The following is a 12,377-nucleotide window of genomic DNA, read 5'->3' as shown; positions in this document are numbered from 1 at the left end:
GCCTTTTTTGTCGAATTGCGCGCAATTTGGGCAGGCAGTCTGACGTTTACACTCGTGGCCCGGCTGGTCTAGCCGGTCCTCCGGCCCGGGCGTGGGGGGAACCGCGTCGAAGCCCGAGAGAGTACGATGCTGCCTGCAAAGAGTGCCGCAGCGGCGCTGGCCGCTGCCTGTGTGACGTCGTTCGCGCTCCTGACCGCCTCTCCGGCGCGCGCCGACACGTTCCTTTCCACCTCGTCGGACCCGCGCGCGGTGGAGCGCGACGGTGCCGCACCGGGGGACGAGCGCCCCTTCGCCGCGCGGCTCGAGGAGATCGCCGGCCCCGGCGCCGAAGCCTTCCGGGCCAGCGCCGGGCTGCCCGCCCCGAGCCTGTTGCGCACCGACGAGACCGAGCGCCGCGCGATTCGCCACGAGATCGACTGGATCGACCGTCTGCCGCGGCCGGAAGGTGGCGCGCAGTGGCGCTGCCTCGCCGAGGCGATCTATTTCGAGGCGCGGAGCGAGCCGGTGCGCGGGCAGGTCGCGGTGGCCGAGGTGATCCTCAACCGCGTCGACAGCCGGACCTACCCCGACAGCGTCTGCGGCGTGGTGCACCAGGGCACCGGTCAGCGCTACCGCTGCCAGTTCACCTACACCTGCGACGGCGCGGCCGAAACGATCCGCGAAAAGCGGGCCTGGGCGCGGGCGGGCAAGATCGCGCGCCTGATGCTCGACGGCGCCCCGCGGGTGCTGACCGGCGGCGCCACGCACTATCACACGACCGCGGTGAACCCGCGCTGGGCGGCGGCGTTTCCCCACACCGCGACGATCGGGGTGCACCGCTTCTACCGGGCGCCGCGCTCCTGAAGCGCGACGGTCCGGAGCGCCTTCGGCGCCTTCCCATTCGTGGGCCCCGCAAGCGGGGCCGTGCCTCCGGCGGGGATATTTGCAGCAAGAAGAAGGGACGGGCCGGTTTCGGGCCGTGTCGCGTCGTTCGCCGGGCTGGAAGGGGCGCGGTGTCCATGGCAGGGAGCGCTGCATGACACGGGATCTCGCCACTGCATTCTCTCCGCTCGAGGCGCGCGCCGGCGCTCCGGGCGCCCCCTCGCGCGACCGTATCTCGCTGCGCGAACATGTCCGATCGGTGGAGATCGGCGCGTTCCAGGAGGAACGGGGCGCGCCGCAGCGGCTGCGCTTCGACGTGGTGGTGGAGGTAGGGCGGCCGCGGGGCGACCTGTCGGACGATGTCGACCGCATCCTGTCTTACGACACGCTGGTAGCGGCGATCGACCGGGCGCTGGGCGAGGAGCGGCTGAACCTCCTGGAGACGCTCGCCGAGCGGGTGGCGGCGCTGGTGCTGACCGAGCCGATGGCGCGGCGCGTCTTCGTGCGGATCGAGAAGCTCGACCGCGGCCCGCATGCGCTGGGCGTGGAGATCGAGCGGCGGGCCGAGGCGGAGGGGGCGGCCGCGCTGCCCGAGACGGTGATCGCGGGGGCCGAGGCACGGCCGCTGGTGGTGCACCTGTCGAACGCGGCGATCGGGGATGCGCGGCTGCCGCGCTGGCTCGATCAGCTCGAGGCGCAGGGCTGGCCGGTGGTGCTGACGGTGGGGCTGCCCGACCTGCCCCGGCCCCGCTCGGCCCATCCGATGCCGCAGGCGCGGATCGACCTTCTGGCGCTGGAGCAGAACGCCTGGGTGCTGGCCGGCCGCGACCGTCGCTGCGTGGTGGTCGAGACGCGCACCGAGATCGCTCACGCCATCGCCGGGGGGCGCATCGTGGTCTGGGCGCCCTCGAAGATCGTGCTCGACGCGGTCGAGGCGCCGGAGGCCGGGGCAGAGGACGCGCCGGCGATCGCCGCCTGGCTCGGGGGGCTGCTCGGCGCGGCACGCCTGCTGGGCCTCGGCGCGCCCGTGCCGGGGGGCGAGACGGTGGCGCTGGACGGGGAGCTGGCGCTGTGACGACCTATTGGCGGCCATTGCCGCAGGTAGGCCCCGCGCGACCCGACAATGCGCCGACGCTTGCCGGGGGCTGGGCCTGGTTTACCCATGTCGAGGTCCTGGAGCGGGGACAGGCGCCGCAGGTCGAGCCCGTCGAGGCGCTGCCCGGAGACTGGCGCGCGCGGCTGACCGCGCCCCGGCCGGCGCTGATGGGGCCCGGCTGGGACAGGCCCCGGCTGATGGGCATCCTCAACGTCACGCCCGACAGCTTTTCCGACGGGGGCGTGCACGCGGAGGCGGAGGTGGCGATCGCGGCCGGCCGGGCAATGGCAGACGACGTCGACCTGATCGACATCGGTGGCGAATCCACCCGCCCCGGCGCCCGCGAGGTGCCGGTGGAGGAAGAGATGGCGCGGGTTCTGCCCGTGATCCGGGGACTCGCGGGGGGGCCGCGGCCCCTCTCCATCGACACGCGGAAGGCGGGTGTGGCGCGGGCGGCGCTGGGGGCCGGGGCCGCCATGGTCAACGACGTCTCGGCACTGTCCTTCGATGCGGGCATGGCCGCGCTGGTGGCGGAGGCGGGCGTGCCCCTCTGCCTGATGCACGCGCAAGGCGGCCCCGAGACGATGCAGGACGACCCCCGCTACGACGACGTTCTGCTCGACATCTTCGACTGGCTCGCCGCGCGCGTGTCCGCGGCCGAGGCGGCGGGCATCGACCGCGAGCGCATCCTCGTCGACCCCGGCATCGGCTTCGGAAAGACGCTGGCGCACAACCTCGCGCTTCTGGGCCGCGTCTCGCTGTTCCACGGGCTGGGCTGCCCTGTCCTCGTGGGCGCCTCGCGCAAGCGCTTCATCGGCACGATCTCGGGCGCCGGCGGCGGCCGGCCGCGCGCACCCGGCTCGGTCGCCGTGGCGCTGGCCTGCGCGGCGCAGGGCGTGCAGGTTCTGCGCGTCCATGATACGAGCGAGACGGCACAGGCGCTGGCGCTCTGGCGGGCAGCGACGCAGGGGTCGTGGGACGAGGACAGGCCATGAACCGGACGCTTTTCGGCACCGACGGCGTGCGCGGACGCGCCAACACCCACCCGATGACCGCAGGGATGGCGCTGCGCCTCGGCGCGGCGGCCGGCCGCTACTTCCGCCAGGACGCGAGCGAGGAGCACCGCGTCGTGATCGGCAAGGACACGCGCCTGTCGGGCTACATGTTCGAGAACGCTCTGACGGCGGGGCTGACGAGCACGGGGATGAACGTGCTGCTGCTCGGGCCGGTGCCGACGCCGGCGGTAGGATACCTGACGCGGTCGATGCGGGCCGACCTCGGCATCATGATCTCGGCGAGCCACAACCCGCACCACGACAACGGCATCAAGTTCTTCGGGCCTGACGGCTACAAGCTGTCGGACGCCGCCGAGGCCGAGATCGAGGCGCTGGTCGACAGCGGGGTCGAGCCCGCGCAGGCGCAGAACATCGGGAGGGCGAAACGGATCGACGACGGGCGCTTCCGCTATGTCGAGCGGGCCAAGGCGAGCTTTCCGCCCGACCGGTCGCTCGCCGGCCTGCGGGTGGTGATCGACTGCGCCAACGGGGCAGCCTACCGCACCGCGCCGCAGGTGCTGTGGGAGCTGGGGGCGGAGCTGATCGAGATCGGCGTGTCGCCCGACGGGCTCAACATCAACGAAGGGTGCGGCTCGACCAATGTCGAGGCGGCGGCGAAGGCGGTGGTGCAGTATCGCGCCGATATCGGCCTGTGCCTCGACGGCGACGCCGACCGTCTGATGGTGCTCGATGAAACCGGCCGCGTGGCCGACGGCGACCAGATCATGGCGCTGCTCGCCGCGCGCTGGGCCCAGCAGCAGCGGCTGCGCGAGGGCACGCTCGTGGCCACGGTGATGTCGAACCTCGGGCTCGAGCGGTTCCTCGAGGGGCGCGGCCTGCGGCTGGAGCGGACGCCGGTCGGCGACCGCTACGTGGTGGAGCGGATGCGGGCGGGCGGCTGGAACCTCGGCGGCGAGCAGTCGGGCCACATCGTGATGACCGACTACGCCACCACGGGCGACGGGCTGATCGCGGCGCTGCAATTCCTCGCGGCGATGGTCGAGACGGGGCGGCGCGCCTCGGAACTGGCGTCGAATTTCGAGACGGTGCCGCAGATGCTGAGAAACGTGCGTTTCGCCCCCGGCGCGGCGCCGCTCGAGCAGGCTGCGGTGCAGGCCGCCATCGCGGATGCCGAGGCGCGGATGGGCGCGAAGGGGCGCCTTCTGATCCGCAAGTCGGGCACCGAGCCGCTGATTCGCGTCATGGGCGAGTGCGAGGACGAGGCGCTGCTGGGCGCCGTGCTGGGCGAGGTGGTCGCGGCGGTCGAAGCGGCGGCGTGAGGCGGCGATGGGCGCAGGGGGCGCTGCCCCCGTCGGCCCGTTCCGGGCCGCCTCCCCCGGAGTATTTCGGCCAAGATGATGGAGCCGCCGCCCCTCAGAGCACGTAGCGGCTGAGATCTGCCGACCTGGCCAACTCGCCGATATTCTGCTCGACGAAGGCGGCATCGACCTTGACCGTCTCTCCGGCGCGGTCGGGCGCGGTGAACGACAGCTCTTCGAAGACGCGCTCCATCACCGTGTAGAGGCGCCGCGCGCCGATGTTCTCGACCGACTGGTTCACCTCGGCCGCGATGCGGGCGAGCGCGGCGATGCCGTCTTCGGTGAACTCCACCGTCACGTCCTCGGCCTTCATCAGAGCGGCATACTGGCGGGTCAGGGCGTTGTCGGTCTCTTCGAGGATGCGCACGAAGTCGGCCTCGGTCAGGGCGCGCAACTCGACGCGAATGGGCAGGCGGCCCTGAAGCTCCGGCAGCAGGTCGGACGGCTTGGCGATGTGGAAGGCGCCCGAGGCGATGAACAGGATGTGGTCGGTCTTGACCGGGCCGTGCTTGGTGCTCACCGTCGTGCCCTCGATCAGGGGCAAGAGGTCGCGCTGCACCCCCTCGCGGCTCACCTCGCCGCCGCGCGTATCCTGACGGGTTGCCACCTTGTCGATCTCGTCGAGGAAGACGATACCGTTCTCCTGAACCGCGGTGAGCGCCGCCTGCTTGACCTGCTCGTCGTCGAGCAGCTTGTCGGCCTCTTCCTGGATCAGCACCTCGTAGCTGTCGCGCACGGTCAGCTTCTTGCGCACCGTCCGCTGGCCGAACGCCTTTCCGAAGAGGTCGCCGAGGTTCATGCCGCCCATGCCGGGCTGGCCCGGAATCTCCATCATCGGCATCGAAGGGGCGGATTCGGCAAGGTCGAGCTCGATCTCGTGGTCGTCGAGCTCGCCGCGCTTGAGCTTGGCGCGGAACATTTCGCGCGTCTGCTCGCGGGCGTTCTCGCCGGCGATGGCCTCGATCACGCGGTCCTCGGCGTTCTGGTGGGCGCGGGCCTTGACGTCTTCGCGCATGTGCTCGCGGGTCATGGCGATGGAGGCGTCGACGAGATCACGCACGATCTGCTCGACGTCGCGGCCGACATAGCCGACCTCGGTGAACTTGGTCGCCTCCACCTTGACGAAGGGCGCGCGGGCGAGCCTGGCGAGGCGGCGCGAGATCTCGGTCTTGCCGACGCCGGTGGGGCCGATCATCAGGATGTTCTTGGGGTAGACTTCTTCGCGCAGGGCGGGGTCGAGCTGCCGGCGGCGCCAGCGCGAGCGCAGGGCGACGGCGACGGCGCGCTTGGCCTCCTGCTGGCCGATGATGAAACGGTCGAGCTCCGAGACGATCTCTCGAGGGGTCAGGTCTGTCATGCGGGGGGTCTTTCGTCGAGAAGGGTCCAGGGCGGCAGGCGATCCTTGCCGGGAAAGCGGGGAAGCGCGCGCATCAGGCTGCCGCGCATCTGTTCCCACCCGGCCCCGAGCAGGACGAGGGCGAGCCCGAGAAGCAGGATGGCCAGCATCGCGCTGTCCTCGAGCACGCCGAGCGACAGCGCCACGACGTAGCCGACGCCTGCCACGATGAACGAGCGTCGGTCGATGACCAGCGCGAACAGCGCCATGGCCGCGAGGAAGGCCATGAGGGCCATCACCGCGCCGCGGCTTCCGTCCGTGAACAGGGTCAGCGCGACAGTGTTGACGATGGCGGGCGCGGCGACGACATGCAGCCAGAATCCGGTGGCGGAGCGGCGCGTCACGCGGTGCGGGTCGGACATGTCGAAGGCGAGCGCCACGGCGAGACCGATCAGGCCGAGCACGATGGTCAGCGCCGCGAAAGGCCCGTCTGCCGACAGCAGGAACAGCTCCTGCGGGCGGGGCAGGCCCGCGCCCTGCACGATCAGCGCCGCGCCCGCCGTGGCGAAGACACCGAGCGCCACCAGCGCCATCGAGAAGGGGATGCGGAACACGCCGTACCAGCCCAGCATCGCCATTGTGGCGAGGCCCGCGGTGAACACCGCCCGCTGCTGGAAGTTCAGCCCGACCTGCCAGCCGAGGCTCGCGCCCAGCTGCAGCGCGGCAAGGCCGAACATGACCGTCAATGCGATGGACGGCGCGACCATCCGGCGGCGGAGGGTGAAGTATCCGGCGAGGCCGGCCGAGACGGCCATGGTGATCGCGGCATAGATCGCGAAGCTCAGGCCCGTGGGGCCGAGCGACGTGGCGGCCGACAGGCCGGTGACGCCCATCCAGCCGGCGTAGAGAATGACGAGGCCCACGACGATGAAGATCTCGTTGAAGCCGCGGAACAGCTCGAACGGCTCGTCGCGCCCCTCCATCCGCTCGCGCACCCCGGCCCGCGCCTCGGACAGCGCAAGCACCGAGGCCGCCTGCGCCTCGGAGATCATGCCGGCGGCGACGGCTGCGCGCAAATCGTCGCGGGACAGGCTCACGCCGCGCCCCTGATCGTCTCCACCGTCAGGTTGCCGTTGGTGTAGACGCAGATGTCGGCGGCGATGGCCATGGCCTGACGCGCGATCTCCTCCGCCGAAAGATCGGTCTTTTCGGCCAGCCCGCGGGCGGCGGCGAGCGCGTAGTTGCCCCCCGATCCGATGGCGGCGACGTCGTGCTCGGGCTCGAGCACGTCGCCGGCGCCGGTGACGACATACATCTGCGCCCCGTCGGTGACGATGAGCATCGCCTCAAGCTTCTGCAGGTACTTGTCGGTGCGCCAGTCCTTCGCCAGCTCGACGCAGGCGCGCTGGAGCTGGCCGGGCGCGGACTCGAGCTTGGTCTCGAGACGCTCGAGCAGCGCGAAGGCGTCGGCGGTCGAGCCGGCGAAGCCCGCCACCACATCCGAGCCGCCGGGCGAGAGTCGGCGCACCTTGCGGGCGGTGCCCTTCATCACCGTGTCGCCCATGCTCACCTGCCCGTCGCCGGCAATCACGACCTCGCCGCCGCGGCGGACGCCGATGATCGTCGTGCCGTGCCAGCCGGGAAACTCGCGTCTGTCCATGCGCACCTCCATCCGGGCCGCTATATGGCCCTGCCCGGAGCGGCGCACAACCGGAGCGGCCCGTCGCCGATGCCGCGCGGCCGGTCGGCAGGTCTTCGCCGGCGCCCGGCCGGGCGTGGGAATTGCGCGGAACGGCGGCGTGGCGGTGACGTATGATCATGGGCGCTGTCCGGACAAGGAGACACGACGATGAAACGGTTGATCCTGGGCGTGTTCGTCATGCTCGCCCTCGCGGCGTGCAACGAGGAAGACGAGGCCGTGGGCGACGGCGGCGGCGAGACGACCACCGAGGAGGGCACGGCGGCCCCCGAGTGAGGGCGGTGGGACCGGCCCGCCTGCGGTCGCCCGACCCCTCGCCCGGCGATGTCGCGCTATCCGTTGCGCAGGTAGTCGAGCATCCGCACCGGGCCGGTCTCGCCCGACAGGCGGGCGCGGTAGACCATGACCGATTCGGTGACGCGCATGACGTAGTTGCGCGTCTCGCGGAACGGGATCAGCTCGATCCAGTCGACGAGATCGACGCTTTCGTCACGCGGGTCGCCGAAGGTCGCGCGCCAGTCGATCGCACGGCCCGGCCCCGCGTTGTAACCCACGGCGACGAGCACCGGCGCCGGCCCGAACGAGTCGATCAGCCCGGCGAGATAGGCGGTGCCGAGGCGCACGTTGTAGGCCGCGTCCTCCGTCAGGCCATCACGCGAATAGGAGAGGCCCAGCTCGCGGCTCACGTCGCTGGCCGTGCCGGGCATGAGCTGCATGATCCCGCGCGCCCCGGCCGGGCTGACAACCACGGGATCGAACTCGCTTTCGCGGCGGGCCACGGCGAGGGCGAGGGCGCGTTCGACCGGCAGATCGCCGTCGAACCCCTCGGCTATGGGGAAGTAGGCCGCATGCAGCACCCTTCCCTCCCCGGCCGCGGCCTTGGCCATGCGAAGCGCGATATGCGCCTCGCCCCGCCCGAGCAGCACGTCGGCGACGGCGCCCGCGGCCTCGCGCGGGAGGGTCCGGCCAAGGTGGCGGAGGAACTGCTCGGCCCGCCACGGCTCGCCCCCGGCGAGGAAGAGATCGGCCGCCTGCCACACGCTGTTGTCGGCCAGCCCGGCCTCGTCGAAGGTGGGAAACTCCTCTCCGCCGCTCAGCGCCGGATCAAGGTCCACGCCCGCGGCCTCGGCCGCGAGGAGCCCGTAAAAGCTCGTCTGGTGCTCGGCACCCGCGCGATAGGCCGTCTCGGCGTTCTCCTCCTCGCCCAGCGCCTCGTAGGCGCGGCCCCGCCAGTAGCCGGCGCGGCCCAGGCTGATCGGCGTCTCCACGGCCATGGCGAACCGGTCGAAGTGGAACAGCGCAAGCTCGGGGTCGTCGAGGAAGCGCAGCGCGAGAAAGCCCGAGAGCCACTCGAGATCGGCAAAATGCGCCCCCTCGACGAGAAAGTGCCGGCTCGCAAGGGTATAGGCCTCGAGCGCGGCCCCCTCGCGCATCAGCATCCGCGCGTAGATGCGCCGCCAGTTGGCCCAGCGCTCGGGCCGGCCCAGCGCCTCGGGGCCAGTGGAGCGCTCGAGCATCAGCGCGATGGCATCCTCGCGCCGCCCCTTGCGCGCCCGCCAGTTGAACCGCTCGTAGGCGAGGCCCGGGTGGTCCTGCAACGCGGCCGGAACCGCCTCGATCCGCGCGTCGACCCCGGGCGCCTGCGCATCGAGCGCCTGCCGCGCCTCGGCCAGCCGCAGCCAGCCCTCGTCGACCCGGCCGATCATGCGGCGCCACGCGCTCTCGTTGCCGGCCCACAGCATCGCGTCCATGCGCTGTTCGTGGAACGGCGCGAGTTCGTCGGCATAGCGTGACAGGAGCTCGGCCTCGGCCCCGGCGCCAAGCGGCAGGGTCAGCCACGCCTTCACGGCGGTCGCCATCGCATCGCCCGTGTGGCCCAGCGACTCGTGCGCCGAAACCAGCCGCACCACGCCCGAGCCCGTGGCGGGCTCGTGACCGGCGAAGAAGGCGAGCACCGCCTCGGGCCGCGTCTCGGGCCGGATCGCGCCCTCGGCGTTGCGGCGGATGGTCAGCAGGTCGGGCCAATCGGCGCGCCGCTCCAGGAAGGACAGGTAATCCTCGAAATCCCCCTCGCCGTCGCGCAGGCGATACCATTCCACGATGTCCCGCCCCACGGCACCCGCCGGCAGCGCGGCGACGTCGGCCGCGCGCCAGTCGTCGGCGCGCACCTTCTCGAAGGCCAGCCGCATCGCGTCGGCCAGCTCGGGCGCGGGTGCATCGGCCGCCGGCGCGGATCCGGCGAGGGCGAAGACGGCGACACACGAGGCGAGGGCGAAACGGCGCAATTCAACCTCCCGGTGCGGCGAGCGGACCCTACAGGCCGCATATCGCCATGCAACCGGGAAACAGTGCGGGTCACGAACTTGGCAAGGGCTGCGGCGACAGCTAGGGAACCGGGCGCGACTCGGGTGGCCGACAGGGGGAAGCCGGAATGGACAGACTGAAGGGATCGTTGCCCGCTCTGGTGACCCCGTTCAAGGATGGCGGCGTCGATTTCGCCACGCTCGACGCTCTGGTCGACTGGCACATCGACGAGGGCAGCCACGGGATCGTGCCCGTCGGCACCACGGGCGAGAGCCCCACGCTCAGCCACGAGGAGCACGAGCAGGTGATCGAGCGCGTGGTCGCGCGGGTCTCTGGCCGCATCCCCGTGGTCGCCGGCACCGGCTCGAACAACACGACGGAGGCGATCCGCTTCACTTGCCACGCCGAGGAGGTGGGCGCCGATGCCGCCCTCGTGGTGACGCCCTACTACAACAAGCCCACGCAGGCGGGGATGATCGCGCATTTCACCGCGCTGCACGACGCCACGAACATCCCGATCGTGATCTACAACATCCCCGGTCGCTCGGTCGTCGACATGACGCCCCAGACGATGGCCGAGCTCGCCCGCCTGCCCCGCATCGTCGGGGTGAAGGACGCGACGGGCGACCTGGCGCGCGTGTCGGAAACGCGGATGTATGTCGGCGCCGACTTCGTGCAGCTCTCGGGCGAGGACGCGACGGCGCTCGGTTTCAACGCCCATGGCGGGGTCGGCTGCATCTCGGTCACGGCCAACGTCGCGCCACGGCTTTGCGCGGAGTTCCAGGAGGCGACGCTGGCCGGCGACTACGCAAGGGCGCTCGAGTTGCAGGACAGGCTCATGCCCCTGCACGAGGCGATCTTCCTCGAGCCGGGCGTGGCCGGGGCCAAGCACGGGCTCGCGCTGCTCGGCAAGTGCTCCGACGAGGTGCGCCTGCCCCTTACGGGGGTCACCGCGCCGGTGCAGGCGCGCATCGCCGACGCGATGCGCCACGCGGGCGTGCTGAACTAGGCTAGTCCGCCGGCAGATCGCCGCCGTCTTCGACCAGCCGCAGCGAGCCGAGCGCGCGGCCGGCAAAGGTGTCGACCAGCTCTGAGTCGGAGCGCACGGGCATCCGCTCGGGGTCGATGTTGACGATGGCCACCAGCGCCTGCTCGCGGCCTTCCGCCATCAACCCCACATGGCGAAAGACCAGCGCACGCCCTTCGCCGGTCTCGAAGTTGCCGACCGTCTGCACGGCGCTCAGCCCGTCTTCCCGCGCCACGGGGCCGAAGGCGATCAGTCGGGCGCCGGGAAACTGCCGGGCGATCTCGGCGTAGCTGCGCAGCACCAGCAGGTTGGCCATGGCGAACTGGCGCACCACCGGCTCGGCCGGATCGATGCGCGCGACCGTCAGGGTCAGCGTCTCGACAACGGCGCCCTCGCCCGTGCGGAACTCCCACGCGGCGACGACGTCATCCTCGTTCTGCGGCACGTCGAGGCGCTCGGCCGTGACCTCGTCGGAGCTGGGCACCGAGATGGCGAAATCGGGGGCGCGCGGGTGCCGCACGGTCGCCTCCTCGCTGTCGAGCAGACCCATGGCGGCGAGCAGATTGGGCCGGGCGACGCTGGCGTCCTGCTGGGCCTGCGCCGCCGGGGCAAGGGCGACGGCCACGGCGAGGGCGAGCGCCCTCATGTGCGGCGTGCCTCGGCGGCGTGGCGAAGCTGCGCCATCAGCTCGTCCAGCGCGGTGGCGTAACGATCCGACGTGAGCCGCCCGGCGCCGTCGAATTCCTTCGCGGCGCCGGCCACCATCACCTCGGGCCCCGGGATCACCCAGGGGCGGAACGGGATCATCCAGAGCCGCAGCATGTATTGCGCCCGCGCCCCGCCCGCGCGGCCGGCCGCGGCCGACATCATCGCCACCGGCTTGTCGCGCCAGGGGCTGCCCTCGACCCGGCTGATCCAGTCGAGCGCGTTCTTCATGACGCCGGCCGGCGACTGGTTGTATTCCGGCGTCACCAGCAGCACCGCGTCGGCCACCTCCAGCTGGTCGGCCAGCCGGCGCACCTGCGGAGGAATGCCCTCGGCATCCTCCGAATCGCCATCGTAGAGCGGCAACCGCAGGTCGCCCGCGACGAATTCGGCCGCCCCGAACCGCCGCGCGGCGTCGTGCATCAGCTTGCGGTTCCACGAGCCGGCGCGGAGCGATCCGCACATCCCCAGCAGCTTCAGCGTCATTCCGCGCCCCCTTTGTCATCGGTGGGCAGGTAGGGCCGCAGGGTGCGCATGGCCACCCTTACCCGCACGAGATACGGGCGACGCGCCCGGCGCTGTCGGTGTAGAAGTTCACCCGCTGCGGGTCGTAGACTTGGCTCACGATCGAGTCTGGCGCGATGATCCGCACCGGGCGGTCGGTGACGGCGAACGACGCGGTCACTGCATCCTGACCGGCGTATTGCCGGTAGTTGTCGAGCTGGCACGTATCGGGCAGGCGCTCGACCAGCCCGCCCGGCCCCTGCGCGGTCACGACCCCCGAGCCGCCCTCGGTGTCGCCATCGCCCTCCAGCGGCGCGGCCGTCACGGGCTCGGCCGCGGGCAGGCTGGCCGAGGCGTCGGGCGTCATCACCTCCTCGAAGGGCGGCTGCTGCGGCCCGCACGCCGCAAGCCACAGGCACCCCGCCACCACGCTTCCTCGCACCGCCATCGCTCGCCGCATGCTGCTCCGCC

General features: G+C 71.7%; 13 protein-coding genes. 6 read left to right on the top strand and 7 right to left on the bottom strand.

Features of this window, described 5'->3' with window-relative positions:
• Positions 1 to 126 precede the first annotated feature (126 nt).
• The 4 genes from DLJ49_RS06785 to glmM all read left to right on the top strand — a co-directional run bounded on the left by DLJ49_RS06785 (position 127) and on the right by glmM (position 4,292).
• Positions 127 to 843 carry a cell wall hydrolase gene (locus DLJ49_RS06785; protein ID WP_115392771.1) on the top strand — a complete coding sequence of 239 codons (717 nt, stop codon included), beginning with the start codon at positions 127 to 129 and terminating at the stop codon, positions 841 to 843.
• Between the two features lie 172 nt (positions 844 to 1,015).
• Positions 1,016 to 1,936 carry a dihydroneopterin aldolase gene (locus DLJ49_RS06780; RefSeq protein WP_115392770.1) on the top strand — a complete coding sequence of 307 codons (921 nt, stop codon included), beginning with the start codon at positions 1,016 to 1,018 and terminating at the stop codon, positions 1,934 to 1,936.
• Positions 1,933 to 2,952 carry a dihydropteroate synthase gene (folP, locus tag DLJ49_RS06775; protein ID WP_115392769.1) on the top strand — a complete coding sequence of 340 codons (1,020 nt, stop codon included), beginning with the start codon at positions 1,933 to 1,935 and terminating at the stop codon, positions 2,950 to 2,952. Before DLJ49_RS06780 ends, folP begins: the two co-directional genes overlap by 4 nt.
• Positions 2,949 to 4,292, top strand: coding sequence for a phosphoglucosamine mutase (glmM, locus tag DLJ49_RS06770; protein ID WP_115392768.1), 1,344 nt, complete (start codon positions 2,949 to 2,951; stop codon positions 4,290 to 4,292). Before folP ends, glmM begins: the two co-directional genes overlap by 4 nt.
• Before the next feature lie 94 nt (positions 4,293 to 4,386).
• Here the strand turns inward: glmM and hslU are convergent, their stop codons facing one another.
• The 3 genes from hslU to hslV are packed head-to-tail and all read right to left on the bottom strand — an operon-like array spanning position 4,387 to position 7,327.
• Positions 4,387 to 5,688 carry an ATP-dependent protease ATPase subunit HslU gene (gene hslU / locus DLJ49_RS06765; RefSeq protein ID WP_115392767.1) on the bottom strand — a complete coding sequence of 434 codons (1,302 nt, stop codon included), beginning with the start codon at positions 5,686 to 5,688 and terminating at the stop codon, positions 4,387 to 4,389.
• Positions 5,685 to 6,764 (bottom strand): hypothetical protein, encoded by a 1,080-nt coding sequence (locus DLJ49_RS06760; protein ID WP_233488797.1) that lies wholly within the window; start codon positions 6,762 to 6,764, stop codon positions 5,685 to 5,687. Before DLJ49_RS06760 ends, hslU begins: the two co-directional genes overlap by 4 nt.
• A complete protein-coding gene (gene hslV / locus DLJ49_RS06755; protein WP_115392766.1) occupies positions 6,761 to 7,327 on the bottom strand; it encodes an ATP-dependent protease subunit HslV in 567 nt (188 codons plus the stop codon). Before hslV ends, DLJ49_RS06760 begins: the two co-directional genes overlap by 4 nt.
• 189 nt (positions 7,328 to 7,516) lie before the next feature.
• Here hslV and DLJ49_RS22730 point away from each other — a divergent pair, with 189 nt between their 5' ends.
• Positions 7,517 to 7,642, top strand: coding sequence for a hypothetical protein (locus tag DLJ49_RS22730; RefSeq protein WP_255566568.1), 126 nt, complete (start codon positions 7,517 to 7,519; stop codon positions 7,640 to 7,642).
• A gap of 56 nt (positions 7,643 to 7,698) precedes the next feature.
• Here the strand turns inward: DLJ49_RS22730 and DLJ49_RS06750 are convergent, their stop codons facing one another.
• On the bottom strand, positions 7,699 to 9,651 hold the full coding sequence (locus DLJ49_RS06750) for a lytic transglycosylase domain-containing protein (RefSeq protein WP_115392765.1): 1,953 nt from the start codon (positions 9,649 to 9,651) through the stop codon (positions 7,699 to 7,701).
• A gap of 146 nt (positions 9,652 to 9,797) precedes the next feature.
• On the opposite strand from DLJ49_RS06750, the gene dapA reads away from it, so the two are divergent.
• Entirely contained in the window at positions 9,798 to 10,679 is an 882-nt protein-coding gene (dapA, locus tag DLJ49_RS06745; RefSeq protein WP_115392764.1) for a 4-hydroxy-tetrahydrodipicolinate synthase, read from the top strand.
• A gap of 1 nt (position 10,680) precedes the next feature.
• Here dapA and DLJ49_RS06740 read toward each other — a convergent pair whose 3' ends face one another.
• Genes DLJ49_RS06740 through DLJ49_RS06730 form a run of 3 tightly spaced genes read right to left on the bottom strand, consistent with a single transcriptional unit; the run spans position 10,681 to position 12,366 of the window.
• Positions 10,681 to 11,343 carry a hypothetical protein gene (locus DLJ49_RS06740; protein ID WP_115392763.1) on the bottom strand — a complete coding sequence of 221 codons (663 nt, stop codon included), beginning with the start codon at positions 11,341 to 11,343 and terminating at the stop codon, positions 10,681 to 10,683.
• Positions 11,340 to 11,888: an NADPH-dependent FMN reductase gene (locus tag DLJ49_RS06735; RefSeq protein WP_115392762.1), complete on the bottom strand. Its 549-nt coding sequence runs from the start codon at positions 11,886 to 11,888 to the stop codon at positions 11,340 to 11,342. Before DLJ49_RS06735 ends, DLJ49_RS06740 begins: the two co-directional genes overlap by 4 nt.
• Before the next feature lie 58 nt (positions 11,889 to 11,946).
• Positions 11,947 to 12,366, bottom strand: coding sequence for an I78 family peptidase inhibitor (locus DLJ49_RS06730; protein WP_199533314.1), 420 nt, complete (start codon positions 12,364 to 12,366; stop codon positions 11,947 to 11,949).
• Between the last annotated feature and the right edge of the window lie 11 nt (positions 12,367 to 12,377).

Origin of the sequence: Rhodovulum sp. 12E13 (genome assembly GCF_003340565.1) — a bacterium.
Taxonomy (GTDB): Bacteria; Pseudomonadota; Alphaproteobacteria; order Rhodobacterales; family Rhodobacteraceae; genus HLUCCA09.
Note: the sequence above shows the minus strand (reverse complement) of the source record. Positions and strands in the feature narration are given on the sequence as shown.